The organism is Gordonia prachuapensis (assembly GCF_036350515.1).
GTDB classification, from domain to species: domain Bacteria; phylum Actinomycetota; class Actinomycetes; order Mycobacteriales; family Mycobacteriaceae; genus Gordonia; species Gordonia prachuapensis.
Genome location: NZ_JAZDUE010000009.1, coordinates 121,523 through 134,786 on the forward strand (window position 1 = coordinate 121,523; position 13,264 = coordinate 134,786).

The window sequence follows — 13,264 nt, forward strand, 5'->3', positions numbered from 1 at the left end:
TGAGACTACGTCCGGGTGGTGGTGGCCCGCGTGGGTTCAGAACTCCTCTTCGACGTCCGAGTCCCGCGCGGCCCTCTCCCCGCGGTCGAGCGCGACGAGCGCAGCGAGGTCGTCGGCGTCGAACTCGAAGTCGAACAGGTCGGCGTTCTCGCGTTGCCGACCCAGGTGCGACGACTTGGGCACGACGCTCACGCCCTGCTGCACCGCCCACCGCAGCGCGATCTGGGTCGGCGATTTGCCGTATTTGCGGGCCAGCCGGATCACCGCCGCCTCCCCCAGCATCCCTTCCTTGCGACCGGTGGGATGCCACGCCTGCGCGTGGATGCCCTTGTCATCCATGAACTCCCGGATCTCGGATCGGGCCAGGGCAGGCGAGCACTGGATCTGGTTGATGGCCGGCCAGCGCCCGGTCTCGTCGTAGAGCATCTGCAGGTGATGCTGCTTGAAGTTCGACACCCCGGCGGTGCGGATGAAACCCTCGTCGGCCAAGGTGAGCAGCGCTTTCCACGAGTCGACCGTGCGACCGAGACTCGGGCACGGCCAGTGGATCAGGTAGACGTCGATGTGGTCGACCCCGAGGCGACGGGCGCTGTCCTTGGCCGCGTTGATGGCTTCGTCGAATCCCTGGTCGCCGCCACCGAGTTTGGTCTGGACGACGACGTCGTCGCGCGGCACCCCCGACTCACGCAGTCCCAGACCTACGCTGCGTTCGTTGCTGTACCGCGTCGCGGTGTCGAGCATGCGATACCCGGCACGCAGCGCTCCGGCGACGGCCGCCACGCCGGGCCGCCCCAGCATCCCGAACGTTCCCAGGCCGACCATCGGGATCGAATAACCGTTGTTCAGCTTCACTGACGGAATATCCACGACCTCAGAATAGGTCCAATGCGACATCTGGGCGTGCCGGTCGAGGGCGGGGGCTAGGCTCGGCGACCATGATGTCTCGACGGCTGCGGCTCATCGCCACGGCGATACTCACCACCCTCTCGACCGCGGTCGCGGTCGTCGTCGCCCAGCCGAGCGCGGCAGCCGACCCGACGTCCACCCCGCCGCCCAACTGGTCCGGCATGGACGTCCGCGACTACTCCGGACCGGTGCCGGCACAGGCCGGCACCCTCATCGAGCAGGTTCCGCTCGCCGCCGACCTGAGCATCCCCGGAGCCGCACGCGCCTACCGAATCCATTACGCGACACCGGATCAGCACGGCCGGCAGGCGAGCAGCACCGGTGCGATCTTCTTGCCGGCGGGCACACCACCGCCGGGCGGCTGGCCGGTTCTCGCGTGGGCACACGGCACCACCGGTCTGGGTGACGACTGCACCCCGTCCGCGCAGCCGCGCAGTGATCGGGACTCCGCGTATCTGTCCCACTGGCTGGGCGAGGGTTACGCCATCGTGTCCACCGACTACGTCGGCCTCGGCACACCCGGCTTGATGAGCTACCTCAACGGGGACTCGGAGGCTCATTCGATCGTCGACTCGGTCAAAGCGGCGCGGCAGACCGGCCTCCCGCTGAGCAACCGCTGGGCGATCGTCGGGCAATCGCAGGGGGCCGGCGCAGCGCTCAACGGCGCCCACCAGGCGACCGCGTTGTCGCGCGGGTCCGGGTTGGACTACCGCGGCGTGGTTGCCACCGGCACCCCCGCCAACATCGAGCAGGTCATCGCGTTGGGCGGCCCGGACTTCCCACCGGTCACCCTGCCGGCCGGGCTGAACACTTACGCTGCCTACATCCTGGCCGGGTTCATCGAGGCGCGGCCCGATCTGGGAGTGCGGTCGGCGCTCACTCCCCGCGGTGCGGAACTCGTCGCGGCCGCGCGCACGCTCTGCTACGCCGAGATGGCCGATCTGATGACCGGCGTCGACCTGCGGACGCTGTTCCGCCGCCCACTTGCCGGTATCCCCGGTGTGCGTGAAGGTCTCGCCGACTACATGGGCACGCCGTACTCCGGCTACGACCGCCCGATCTTCCTCGGCCAGGGTCTCCTGGACACGGATGTGCCCGCACCGTCGGCGCTTTCGCTGTACGCGCAGATGACCGCGGCAGGTCAGCCCGTGGAACTCCACGTCTACCCCGCCGAAGACCACTCGGGGACGGTTCTCGCATCCATCCGGGATTCGACCCCGTTCCTGCAACGCATCATGAGGTGAATCCGACGTGCCTGCCACCCATTACGACGATGTCATCATCGGCGCCGGTCACAACGGCCTGACCGCCGCGGCCTACCTCGCCGGCGCGGGCCGCTCCGTACTGGTGGTGGAGAAGGCCGATCACGTCGGCGGTGCCGCGGTATCGGCGATGCCGTTTGCCGGCCTTCCTGCGCAACTGTCGCGCTACTCGTATCTGGTCTCGCTGATGCCGCGTGCGATCATCGCCGACCTCGGTCTCGACATCCGGCTGATCCGGCGCCGGTACTCGTCGTACACACCCGTGCCCGCAGACCCGGTCACCGGCATCCTCGTCGACAACGACGATCCCGATTCCACCGCCGAATCCTTCCGCAAGGCAACAGGTTCCGACACGGTTCATACTGCCTGGCAGTCGTTCTACACACACCTGGGGACCATCGCCGAACGGGTCTTCCCGACCATGCTCGAACCGCTTCGTTCGGCCGGTGAGATGCACGATCTGGTCACCGGAACGGATTCCAGTGAGGCCGAGTTCTGGGAGACGCTCACGGCACGTCCGCTCGGCACTCTGCTCGAGCAGTACTTCGACGACGACGTGGTGCGTGGGATCGCCGCGACCGACGGCCTCATCGGCACTTTCGCCGACCTCGACGATCCGTCGCTGCGGCAGAACATCTGCTTCCTGTATCACGTGATCGGAGGCGGCACCGGCGACTGGGACGTGCCCGTCGGCGGAATGGGCGCGGTGTCCGGCGCGCTGTATCAGGCCGCTGCCGCCGCCGGCGCCGAGATCCGCACCGGCGTAGAGGTGCTCGGCATCGACCCATCCGATGGAACCGTCGAACTCGCCGACCGCACGGTATCGGCGACCATGCTGTACGCAGCCTGCGCGCCAACCGTGCTCAACACTCTTCTCGACGATCCGATCGAGACCGAGACCGAGCCCCGCGGCGCGCAACTGAAGATCAATCTGCTGCTCGACCGGCTACCCCGCCTACGCGATGGCTCGGTGTCTCCGGAGGCAGCATTCTCCGGCACGTTCCACATCAACGAGAGCGCCCACCAACTGCGCACCGCGTACCGACAGGCCGACCGCGGACAGGTCCCCGAGCTGCCGCCGTGTGAGATCTATTGCCACACCCTGTCGGATCGATCGATCCTAGGGCCCGAGCTCGACGGGAAACACACCTTGACGCTGTTCGGCCTGCACACGCCGCCGGAGGTGTTCGATTCACCCGGCGCCGTCGAGCACGCTGTCGGCGCGACCCTGGCGTCACTCAATTCCGTTCTGGCCGAACCTGTCCAGAACGTGATCACCCGCGATGCCGCCGGCGATCCGTGTATCGAGGTGAAGACCCCGCAGGATCTCGAGGAGACCCTGGGCCTGCCCGGCGGCAACATCTTCCACCGCAGTCTCCAGTGGCCGTGGGCGCAGTCCGATCACGAGGTCGGCACCTGGGGCGTGGAGACGCGCCACCCCAGGCTGCTGCTGTGTGGTGCGGGCGCGCGGCGGGGCGGCGGCGTGAGCGGGGTTCCGGGGCGGAACGCTGCGCGGAAAGTGTTGGGCGGGTAGATGAGTGCGAGTGAGGTTGACTGCATTATGGGTGAACAGGATGGCGGCCGCGACGACCACACCGCCCCGGCCACCGGGCTCGACGAGGTGACCGCACGCCGGCACCTGACGACGGATGCGGCGCGGCCGGAGAAGGTCGCCCGCCGTCACACCGCCGGACGTCGCACCGCCCGAGAGAACATCGCCGATCTGATCGACACCGGCTCGCTGATCGAGTACGGCCAATTCGCCACCGCTGCACAGGAACAACGTCGAGACCTGATGGATCTGGTGCTCGACACCCCGGCCGACGGGTTGATCGGCGGCACCGCCACCGTCGACGGCCGCGCATGTGTGGTGATGAGCTACGACTGGATGGTGCAGGCCGGCACCCAGGGCATGCGCGGGCATCACAAGACCGACCGGCTGATCGACGTCGCCACCCGCCTGCGGCTGCCGGCGGTGTTCTTCACCGAGGGTGGCGGCGGGCGCCCCGGCGACACCGACTATCCGGTGGTGTCGGCGCTCGACGTGGGTTCGTTCCGGATGTGGGGTGCGCTCGGCGAGGTGGCGCCGCGGATCGCGGTCGTGTCCGGGCGCTGCTTCGCGGGCAACGCGGTCCTGGCCGGGTCGGCGGACATCCGGGTCGCCACGCCGGACGCCAATCTCGGGATGGCCGGTCCGGCGATGATCGCCGGCGGCGGACTCGGGCAGGTGGCCGCCGAGGACATCGGGCCTGCCGAGGAACAGGCCGCCAACGGGGTGATCGACGTCCTGGTCGCCGACGAAGCCGAGGCCGTCGCGGTCGTGCGGCAGTTGCTCGGCATGGTCGCACCGGGCGGCCCGGTCGAGGTCGTCGCCGACGATCAGACAGTGCTGCGTGACGCCCTGCCCGCCAACGACCGCGAGGCCTTCGACGTCCGGCCGATCGTCGAAGGCATGGTCGACACGGGAACAGCGCTCTGGCTGCGCGAGCGGTGGGCGCCGGAACTCGTCACTGCTCTCGCCCGGATCGACGGGATGCCGGTGGGGGTGATGGCGAATCAGTCCAGCCACCTCGCGGGTGCGCTCACCTCCGATGCCGCGACCAAGGCCGCCGACTTCCTCGAAGTGTGCGAGCGGTGGAGCATCCCGATGCTCAGTCTCGTCGACACCCCCGGGTTCATGGTCGGGCCCGAGGCCGAACGCACCGGCCTGGTGCGAACCGCATCTCGAATGGTCAACGTCGGGTCGCAGTTCACCCAGCCGCTGATCGGTGTCGTGCTGCGGCGTGGCTACGGCCTCGGCGCCCAGGCGATGCTCGGCGGTGACACGCACCGGCCCGTCCTCACCGTGGCCTGGCCGCAGGCCCATCTCGGCCCGATGGGGCTCGAGGGTGCGGTACGGCTCTCGATGGCCAAACAGCTCGCCGCACTCCCGGAGGACGAACGAGAGGAGCTCGTCCGCACGAGCACCGATGCGATGCGTGAGCACGCCAAGGCGCTCAACGCCGCTCGGGTGTTCGAGATCGACGACGTGATCGATCCGGCGGATACGCGCCGCATCGTCGCGGGCATGTTGCGTCGGGCGCGGTGAGATCACTTCGCGCGGTGCATCATCGCCGCGTCAACGCGTCGGCAGCGACAGGAAGTCACGCAGCCATCCATCGACCTCGGCCATCGTCTCCGAATCGACGGAACCCACCACGTCGTGCAGGCGTCCGCGGGTGACCGTACGTGGCTGCTCGGTCATCGCGAACGTCGGACGCGTCGGCGTGAAGGCGGGTCCGCGCAGGCGCACATGATTGGGCCATCCGCGGTCGATCGTCGTGGCGGGCAGGATGATCGCGAGTGTTTCGGCCTGCTCGAGATACATGTCGCTGGCGACCAGGAGAGCGGGACGACGGCCGTCCTGCCCGCGCCCACGAACCGGGTCCAGTTCGGTCCAGACGACCATCCCGCGCCGCAAGTCAGACGGCCGCAAGTCAGACGGCCGCAATTCAGACTGCACCTTCACCTGTGTTCAGGGCGGTGTCCCAGTCGTTGAATTCGTCCCAGTACTGTTCGTCCGCACCTCGGATCGATCGGCCGAACAACTCCATCCGTTGTCTGCGCTCGTATCCGTCGAGAAGCCGTTCGATCAGGCCCGCTGCGGTGACGCCGTTGGCCTCGGCATCACGGTTGATGCGATCGCGGAGTTCTACCGACACCTTGATCGTGGTTGCCGCCATACACCGAGGGTACCGACGGGTATACCGACACGTCTACCACGCCTTAACTCCGCGACCAGGTGTTTCTCATCGCGATCCGACCGCCCGAGCGGACAGGTACCCTCATGTGCGATGTCTACTCACGAGCTGTTGCCGATCGAGACCCGCAAGCTGGTGGGGTGGTCACGCACCACCCCGACCGTCGGGCACGTGCTCTCGACGCCATATCCCGAGGTCATCGCGGAAGCGGTCGCTCGGGTCGCCGACGACAACGCGGACAAACCGGACTATCTCAAGCGCGGGGTGATCGCTCGCGGCCTGGGGCGTTCCTACAACGAGTCCGGCCAGAACAGCGGCGGACTGACCGTCGACATGACGCCGCTGACGCGGATCTACTCGATCGACCCGAACACCGCGATCGCCGACGTCGACGCCGGACTGTCTCTCGACGCCCTCATGGCCGCGGCTCTGCCGTTCGGGCTGTGGGTTCCGGTGCTGCCGGGCACCCGTCAGGTGACGGTCGGCGGCGCGATCGCCCACGACATCCATGGCAAGAACCACCACAGCGCGGGTAGCTTCGGCAACCACATCGTCGAAATGCATCTGCTCGTCGCCGACGGCCGGGTCCTGATCCTGACCCCCGACGGCTCCTCCGACGACCAGGATGGCGAACTGTTCTGGGCGACGGTGGCCGGCATCGGCCTCACCGGCATCATCCTGCGCGCCAAGATCGCGATGAAGCGCACCGAGAGCGCCCTGTTCCTCGCCGACACGTTCACCACGAACACCCTCGACGAGACGATCGATCTGCACCTCGAGCAGCGCTACGAGGACGGCTTCGAGTACGCCTCGGGATGGTTCGACACGATCAGCGGGCCGCCGAAACTGGGGCGCGGGTCGTTCAGCCGCGGAAATCTCGCGACCCTCGACGATCTGCCCGCGAAGTACCGCGAGGACCCGTTGGCGTTCAACAGCAAACCGCTGATCTCGCTGCCCGATGTGTTCCCGCGCGGGCTGGCCAACAAGTTCGACTTCGCGCTGGTGGGTGAGGCCTACTACCGGATGGGTTCGAACAAGATGGGCCAGATCAAGAATTTGGCGCAGTTCTACCACATGCTCGACGTCGTCGGGAACTGGAACAACGCCTACGGCCGCGGTGGCGGGTTCACGCAGTATCAGTTCATCGTGCCGACCGGCAACGAGAAGGACTTCAAGCAACTCATCGTCGACATCCAGGCCTCCGGCCACGTTAGCTTCCTCAACGTCATCAAGCTGTTCGGCGAGGGAAACAAGGCGCCGCTGAGCTTCCCGTTCAAGGGGTGGAACGTCTGCCTCGACTTCCCGGTCAAGAAGGGGCTCGCGGAGTTCCTCAACGACCTGGACCGTCGTGTGATGGAGATGGGCGGCCGCCTCTACACCGCCAAGGACTCGCGGACGTCCGCCCGGAACTTCCACGCGATGTACCCACGGATCGACGAGTGGACTGCGGCGCGCCGTCGGATCGACCCGACCGGGGTGTTCATGTCCGATATGGGTCGCAGGCTCGAACTCGCCTGACCACCAACCGAATCCACCAACTCCAACGTCCCCTGCACGACCCCGAACCCTGCACGACACCGAAAGGGCACCATGATCAACGCCGTCGGCGCACCCCAATCCATCCTGATCCTCGGCGGCAGTTCCGAGATCGGGCTGGCGATCGCCGAGGAGTATCTGAAGAAGGGGCCCGCGCGTCTGGTCCTGGCCACCGTGCCGGGCGATCCGACCGCCGACGCCGCGGTCGACAAGATGAAGACCGCGGGCGCCACCGACGTCGAACAGATCGACTTCGATGCCCTCGCCCCTGACACCCACCCGGCCGTCATCGACAAGGCCTTCGCCGGCGGCGACATCGACGTCGCGATCGTCGCCTTCGGTGTGCAGTTCGACGACGAGAAGGTGTGGCAGGACCACAAGGGTGCGGTCACCGAGGTCGGCATCAACTACACGGCAGCGGTGTCGGTCGGTGTCCTGCTCGGCGAGAAGATGCGCGCGCAGGGCTCCGGCCAGATCATCGCGATGAGCTCCGTGGCCGGAGAGCGCGTGCGGCGCAGCAACTTCGTCTACGGCTCCACCAAGGCCGGACTCGACGGCTTCTACCTCGGCCTCGGTGATGCGTTGCGACCGTTCGGTCCTCGCGTCCTCGTCGTCCGGCCCGGTCAGGTCCGCACCCGGCTGTCGGCCCATGTCGACGAAGCGCCGATGACGGTGAACAAGGAGGACGTCGGCCGGATGGTGGTCGCGGCCGCCGACAAGGGCAAGGAGATCGTCTGGGCGCCCGGGCCGTTCCGCTTCGTGATGATGATCCTGCGGCACATCCCGCGTCCGATCTTCCGTCGGCTGCCCATCTGATCGTGACCACTGCCGTCCGCCGCGCCCGCGACGTCGGCGAGCTCGTCGCCGCGCTCGTCTTCGGCGCACTCATCGCCTTCGTCGGGCTGAAGGTCGTCGCGACCGTTGACTGGCCCGCGTTCAACTCGTCCAACGTGACCCGCGCGCTGACCACGGTCGGCCAGGTGTTCGCGGTCGCGGTGCTCGTCGTCGCGGTGCTGCTCGACCGTTACGGGAAACCACGTTGGCTGACCGCGGTACTCGCGACCGCCGGGTCGGCGGGCATGGTGACCGTGACGCTCGGCATGCCACTGGGCGCCACCAAGCTGTATTTGTTCGGCCTGTCGGTCGATCAGGAGTTCCGCACCGAGTACCTGACGCGGATGACGAGCAGCCCACGGCTGGCGGACATGACCTATCTCGACCTGCCGCCGTTCTATCCGGCGGGCTGGTTCTGGTGGGGTGGCCGCTTCGCGAACTTCGAGGGCCTGCCGGGTTGGGAGGCGTACAAGCCGTGGGCCATCATCTCGATCGCCGCGGCCGCCGCGGTGTCCGTCCTGCTGTGGACGCGGATGATCGGTGCGCTGCGCGGCATCCCGATCTCGCTCGTCATCACGCTCATCACGCTGACGTACGCGTCACCGGAACCGTATGCGGCGGTGCTCGTCCTGCTCGGACTCCCGATGACGATCCCGATGCTGTACGGGCTGCGCGGACAGTCACGCATCGCCGACGGCCCGGTCGGCGGTCTGCGCTCGGGCACGAGCTGGCCCGCGGTGATCGGCACCGGCGTGTTCCTCGGCATCAGCGCCACCTGCTACACGCTCTACACCGGCCTGTTCGCGTTGACCGCGGTGATCATGGCCCTCTACCTCTGTGTCGTCGCGTGGCTCCGCGCATCGAACAAGGCAGTGCCCGACTCGACCGTGTCCGGACGGCGGCGGGGGGTGATCGGCGCGATCATCGGTCGGCTCGTCGCGATGGGAGTCATCGCCGGGCTGATCGCACTGGTGGCCTGGGCGCCCTACCTGTGGGCACGCGCGCAGAACGAGCCCACCAGCGGCGGCACGGCCGAACACTATCTGCCCGACCGCGGAGCGGTGCTGCCGCTACCGTTCTTCGAGTTCAGCATCGTCGGCGTGCTCACGCTGGTCGGCCTCGTCTGGCTGCTGCTCCGGTTCCAACGCCGAACCGTCGCGCTCGCCCTGTTCATCGTCGTGGTGACGATCTATGTGTTCTGTCTGCTGTCGATGCTGCGAACCGCGAGTGGCAGCACACTGCTGTCCTTCCGCCTCAATCCGCTGCTCTACGGGGCACTCGCGGCGGCCGGCGTGCTCGGTATCGCCGACCTCTCGAAATGGGCGATCGGCAAGTTCGGCGACGTCCGGTTTGCCATCGGTGCGCTCGCGGCGGTGTCCGCGATCGCGCTCGCGCAGGGCATTCCGGGCCACCTGTCGTCGGAGATCACCACCGCGTACACCGACACCGATGGCCGCGGTGAACGCGCCGACCAGCGGCCACCCGGTGCCGAGTCCTACTATCCGGAGATCCATCGGCTCATCCGGCAACAGACCGGTCAACCGGCCACCGAGAACGTGGTGCTCACGGCCGACTACGGCTTCCTGTCCATCTATCCGTACTGGGGTTTCCAGGGACTGACCGCGCACTACGCGAACCCGTTGGCCGAGTTCGACAAACGCGCCGCGACCATCGAGCGGTGGGCCGAGGCCACCACCCCGGATCAACTCGTACGACGACTCGATCTCGCACCGTGGACCCCGCCCAATGTGTTCCTGTTCCGTTATGCTGCGGACGGTTACACGTTGCGACTAGCGGAGGATGTGTACCCCAATGATCCGAACGTCAAGCGCTACACGGTCACCTTCGACCCGGCGGTGTTCGCCGACCCGCGGTTCATCGTGACCGAGGTGGGGCCCTTCGTAGTGGTGGTGCGCCGATGATCAAGCCGAAGAGTTCGTTTCGGATCACCCGGGTCGACGCCGGGTCGTCGACGGCATTCCTGGTCAGCACCGACGTGGTGAACTGGGTACTGCTCCAAGAGGGTTCGGACATCACCCTGATCGACGGCGGCTATCCGGGACATGCGTCGGCGGTGGTGGAATCGATCCGCCAGATCGGCGGTCGGCCGGAGGACATCCGCGCCGCGCTGCTCACCCACGCCCACGTCGACCACCTCGGTGGGTTGGTGTCGCTGCGCGAACGTTACGAGTTCGACGTCTACATGGATCCGGTGGAGGTGTCGCATGCGCGCCGCGACCATCTCCAGCAGGCCGGCCCGGCCGACATCGTTCCGCTGGCCTATCAGCCGCGCGTGCTGCGTTGGCTGTCCAAGGTCACCCCACTCGGGGTGTTGAGCCGTAAGGGCATCGCCGACGCCAAGCCGTTCCCGGAGCCGCTCGATCTGCCCGGCCGCCCGGTACCTGTTGCGGCACACGGGCACACCGACGGCCACAGCGCCTACCTGGTTGCCGATTCGTCGGTGCTCGTCTCGGGGGATGCGCTGGTCAGCGGGCACCCGATCTCGAAGATCAGCGGGCCGCAATGCATCTCACCGGCTTTTCAGCACGACGAGGAGGCCGCGCGGGACGCCGTCGAGTCCTTCACCACTCTCGACGCGACGACGCTGTTCCCCGGCCACGGACCACGGCACGACGGTTCGGTCGCCGACGCAGCTAGCCGGGCGCTCGAGGTGTCCTGACCCTTCGTGACGGCCCTCCGCAAGCTCCGGACCTCCTCAGGGATCGGTTGAGCCGAGCCTCATCCTGATCCCTGAGGAGCGAGCCTGCGAATGTCACGAAGGGTCGCCCCCACCTTCGGCCAGCGCCCGGATCCGCTCGAGTCGACGGTCCCAACCACGGGCGATGGCATCGAGCTGCCGCGCCACCTGACTGAGCCGAGCGCCCACGGGTTCGTAACGCACCTCGCGGCCGGACTTGGTCGCATCGACGAGTCCGGCTTCGGTGAGCACCCGTAGGTGTTTGGCGATGGCCTGGCGGGTGATCGGGAGACGACCCGCCAGCGCGGACGCCGAGGCCGGGGACCGGGACAGTTCGACGAGGATCTGCCATCGACTGTCGTCGGCGAGCGCCGCGAACAGCTCGACCGGCGCCCCGTCGTCGACTGCCCCGACCTCCGCGATGTCGCCGTCAGGCACCGGCAGCCACCCCGGTGAGGTGCTTGCGGGCGATCTCCAGTTCCTGCGGCCACCCGACGAAGTGGTCGTCGAATCGCGATCGTCGATCGGCCTCCGGCTCGTCGAGGGAGGCGAACCCGCTCTCGGCGACCTTGAGCAGCACGCCGGATTCGGTTGGCGTCAGCCAGAACTCGACCAGCGTCGACGAGCTCTCCAAGTTCTCGGTGTCGATGTGCCAGCGGAACGCCGCGTAGTTGGGTTCGTCGAGTTCCACGGTACGGAACGCGAAGGTGCCGTACTTGGGGTCGGTCACGTAGCTGACGTCGCCGTCGCGCCGGACCTCGTGCTCGACCATTCGGTCGTCGTTGATGTACCAGCCGGGTTCGGCGACGAGCGCCCACACGCGCTCGGTCGGTGCGTCGATGGTGATCTCTCGTTCGATGCGATCGAATTCGGTGTCCATTGGGGGTTCCTTCCTAGAAGATGTGCAACTCCACAGTTGCACACCGCCCTCGTCTGCGCAACCCCTCGGTTGCACCATTTTCGCGCGCACTGCGTGGGCCTCCCGACTCCGCTGTAGGCTGGGCCGCCAGACACGATCACTGTTGCGGGATGGACGCTGGAACTCCGCGTGAAGAGCATGCTCTCGCGCGGAGCCGACGAGGGGATACGCAAGGAAGATGTTGATGGTCGCAGCAATCGGTTTCGCAGTCGCTTTCAGCGTCGGCATCGCCGGCAACATGCGTCGCCGGAAGCAGATTGGCCTTCCGAAATGAAGTCATGGGCCAACACCGAGCTCCGTCAAGCCGCCGTGTTCTTTGCAATCTTCTTCACGCTGAGCGTGAGCACTGGCAGCGCGAACGTATGGATGGCGCTGGTCGGCGCCGCGATCGGCGCGGTGCTGTGGGTGCTCATCACTCGCGGCCTCGACTATCTCCAAACCAAGGTCACGAGCCGGCGTGAGCGGGTGGACGGTCCAGGTTTCGTGGAGTAGTTGGACGCATTGACATCAAGCCCACTTGAAGTTCGATGCTGGAGCGCATGACAGATCACCTGCACCGCATCGACAAGTTCGCCGTTCCCGAGAGCTCGCGCGACGAGTTCCTCCGTCAGGTCCACCACACCCACGCGATCCTCGGCGCCCAGCCGGGCATCCTCCGCAACGACGTCCTCACGCTGATCGGCGGGGACAGCACGTTCAACGTGGTCACCGTCGTCTCGTGGGAGTCCGCCGACGCGCTACGCAACGCCGGGCGCGCGGTTGCCGCTGATGTCGCGCAGACCGGATTCGACCGCGACAGATTCCTGGAGCGACTCGGGGTGACCGGAGACTTCGGGACCTACGCCGCGTGAGGAGTCAGCCGACGAGTTCGACGAGCCGCCGGATCGCGAACTCGTAGCCACGAATCCCGTATCCGGCGATCACGCCCGCGGCGAGGGGCGACACGTAGGAGTGATGCCGGAAGGCCTCGCGCTTGTGCACGTTGCTGATGTGCACCTCCATGATCGGCACGTCGGGGATCACCAGGGCATCGGCGAGCGCCACCGAGGTATGCGTCCACGCCGCCGGGTTGATGACGATCCCGCTGACCTGCCCGCGCGCCTCGTGCAGCCAGTCGATCATCTGCCCCTCGTGGTTGGTCTGCGCCGCTCGCAGCCCGAACCCGAGCTCGGTCGCCGTGCGCTCGGCGAGGTCGACGACGTCGTCGAGCGTCGCCGCCCCGTAGACCTCGGGTTGCCGGACCCCGAGGGTGTTCAGATTCGGCCCGTTGAGCAGCAGGATCGGAAGCGGCTCGGTGCCGGCGGCGGTGTCAGACATGGATCAACCATAGTTCTCCCGCCATTCGGCCGAACGGAGCCCGCGAGGCCAA

15 protein-coding genes are annotated in these 13,264 nt (G+C 67.3%); 9 read left to right on the forward strand and 6 right to left on the reverse strand.

The annotated features are described in order from the left end of the window. Positions 1 to 36: 36 nt before the first annotated feature. On the reverse strand, positions 37 to 867 hold the full coding sequence (locus V1Y59_RS12520) for an aldo/keto reductase (protein WP_330505283.1): 831 nt from the start codon (positions 865 to 867) through the stop codon (positions 37 to 39). A gap of 71 nt (positions 868 to 938) precedes the next feature. On the opposite strand from V1Y59_RS12520, the gene V1Y59_RS12525 reads away from it, so the two are divergent. From V1Y59_RS12525 to V1Y59_RS12535, 3 genes are read left to right on the forward strand one after another with little or no spacing between them, the layout of a single operon-like run. Further along, positions 939 to 2,150: an alpha/beta hydrolase family protein gene (locus V1Y59_RS12525; RefSeq protein WP_330505373.1), complete on the forward strand. Its 1,212-nt coding sequence runs from the start codon at positions 939 to 941 to the stop codon at positions 2,148 to 2,150. 7 nt (positions 2,151 to 2,157) lie between these two features. Then, a complete protein-coding gene (locus tag V1Y59_RS12530; RefSeq protein WP_330505284.1) occupies positions 2,158 to 3,702 on the forward strand; it encodes a phytoene desaturase family protein in 1,545 nt (514 codons plus the stop codon). 27 nt (positions 3,703 to 3,729) lie between these two features. After that, positions 3,730 to 5,256, forward strand: a complete 1,527-nt coding sequence (locus tag V1Y59_RS12535) for an acyl-CoA carboxylase subunit beta (protein WP_330505285.1) — start codon at positions 3,730 to 3,732, stop codon at positions 5,254 to 5,256. A 30-nt stretch (positions 5,257 to 5,286) separates the two neighbouring features. On the opposite strand, the gene V1Y59_RS12540 is transcribed toward V1Y59_RS12535, so the two are convergent. Both V1Y59_RS12540 and V1Y59_RS12545 read right to left on the reverse strand, forming a co-directional pair. Next, positions 5,287 to 5,616 (reverse strand): type II toxin-antitoxin system PemK/MazF family toxin, encoded by a 330-nt coding sequence (locus V1Y59_RS12540; RefSeq protein ID WP_330505286.1) that lies wholly within the window; start codon positions 5,614 to 5,616, stop codon positions 5,287 to 5,289. Positions 5,617 to 5,659: 43 nt separating this feature from the next. Then, a complete protein-coding gene (locus tag V1Y59_RS12545; protein WP_330505287.1) occupies positions 5,660 to 5,890 on the reverse strand; it encodes a toxin-antitoxin system protein in 231 nt (76 codons plus the stop codon). 111 nt (positions 5,891 to 6,001) lie between these two features. Here V1Y59_RS12545 and dprE1 point away from each other — a divergent pair, with 111 nt between their 5' ends. From dprE1 to V1Y59_RS12565, 4 genes are all read left to right on the forward strand, one after another. Continuing rightward, the gene (dprE1, locus tag V1Y59_RS12550) at positions 6,002 to 7,426 is read left to right on the forward strand and encodes a decaprenylphosphoryl-beta-D-ribose oxidase (RefSeq protein WP_330505288.1); all 1,425 of its coding nucleotides are present in this window, start codon (positions 6,002 to 6,004) and stop codon (positions 7,424 to 7,426) included. Between the two features lie 72 nt (positions 7,427 to 7,498). Then, positions 7,499 to 8,260, forward strand: a complete 762-nt coding sequence (gene dprE2, locus V1Y59_RS12555; protein ID WP_330505289.1) for a decaprenylphospho-beta-D-erythro-pentofuranosid-2-ulose 2-reductase — start codon at positions 7,499 to 7,501, stop codon at positions 8,258 to 8,260. Positions 8,261 to 8,262: 2 nt separating this feature from the next. Then, complete coding sequence (locus V1Y59_RS12560; protein ID WP_330505290.1) at positions 8,263 to 10,200, forward strand: galactan 5-O-arabinofuranosyltransferase; 1,938 nt, start codon at positions 8,263 to 8,265, stop codon at positions 10,198 to 10,200. Beyond that, positions 10,197 to 10,958 (forward strand): MBL fold metallo-hydrolase, encoded by a 762-nt coding sequence (locus V1Y59_RS12565; protein ID WP_330505291.1) that lies wholly within the window; start codon positions 10,197 to 10,199, stop codon positions 10,956 to 10,958. The genes V1Y59_RS12560 and V1Y59_RS12565 overlap by 4 nt, the downstream gene beginning before the upstream one ends. A 93-nt stretch (positions 10,959 to 11,051) precedes the next feature. On the opposite strand, the gene V1Y59_RS12570 is transcribed toward V1Y59_RS12565, so the two are convergent. Both V1Y59_RS12570 and V1Y59_RS12575 read right to left on the reverse strand, forming a co-directional pair. Further along, positions 11,052 to 11,414 carry an ArsR/SmtB family transcription factor gene (locus tag V1Y59_RS12570; protein WP_330505292.1) on the reverse strand — a complete coding sequence of 121 codons (363 nt, stop codon included), beginning with the start codon at positions 11,412 to 11,414 and terminating at the stop codon, positions 11,052 to 11,054. Next, a complete protein-coding gene (locus V1Y59_RS12575) occupies positions 11,407 to 11,856 on the reverse strand; it encodes an SRPBCC domain-containing protein (protein ID WP_330505293.1) in 450 nt (149 codons plus the stop codon). The genes V1Y59_RS12570 and V1Y59_RS12575 overlap by 8 nt, the downstream gene beginning before the upstream one ends. Positions 11,857 to 12,024: 168 nt before the next feature. Here V1Y59_RS12575 and V1Y59_RS12580 point away from each other — a divergent pair, with 168 nt between their 5' ends. Continuing rightward, positions 12,025 to 12,387 carry a hypothetical protein gene (locus V1Y59_RS12580; RefSeq protein ID WP_330505294.1) on the forward strand — a complete coding sequence of 121 codons (363 nt, stop codon included), beginning with the start codon at positions 12,025 to 12,027 and terminating at the stop codon, positions 12,385 to 12,387. Between the two features lie 47 nt (positions 12,388 to 12,434). After that, complete coding sequence (locus V1Y59_RS12585) at positions 12,435 to 12,746, forward strand: antibiotic biosynthesis monooxygenase family protein (protein WP_330505295.1); 312 nt, start codon at positions 12,435 to 12,437, stop codon at positions 12,744 to 12,746. Between the two features lie 4 nt (positions 12,747 to 12,750). On the opposite strand, the gene aroQ is transcribed toward V1Y59_RS12585, so the two are convergent. Further along, positions 12,751 to 13,212 carry a type II 3-dehydroquinate dehydratase gene (gene aroQ / locus V1Y59_RS12590; protein WP_330505296.1) on the reverse strand — a complete coding sequence of 154 codons (462 nt, stop codon included), beginning with the start codon at positions 13,210 to 13,212 and terminating at the stop codon, positions 12,751 to 12,753. Between the last annotated feature and the right edge of the window lie 52 nt (positions 13,213 to 13,264).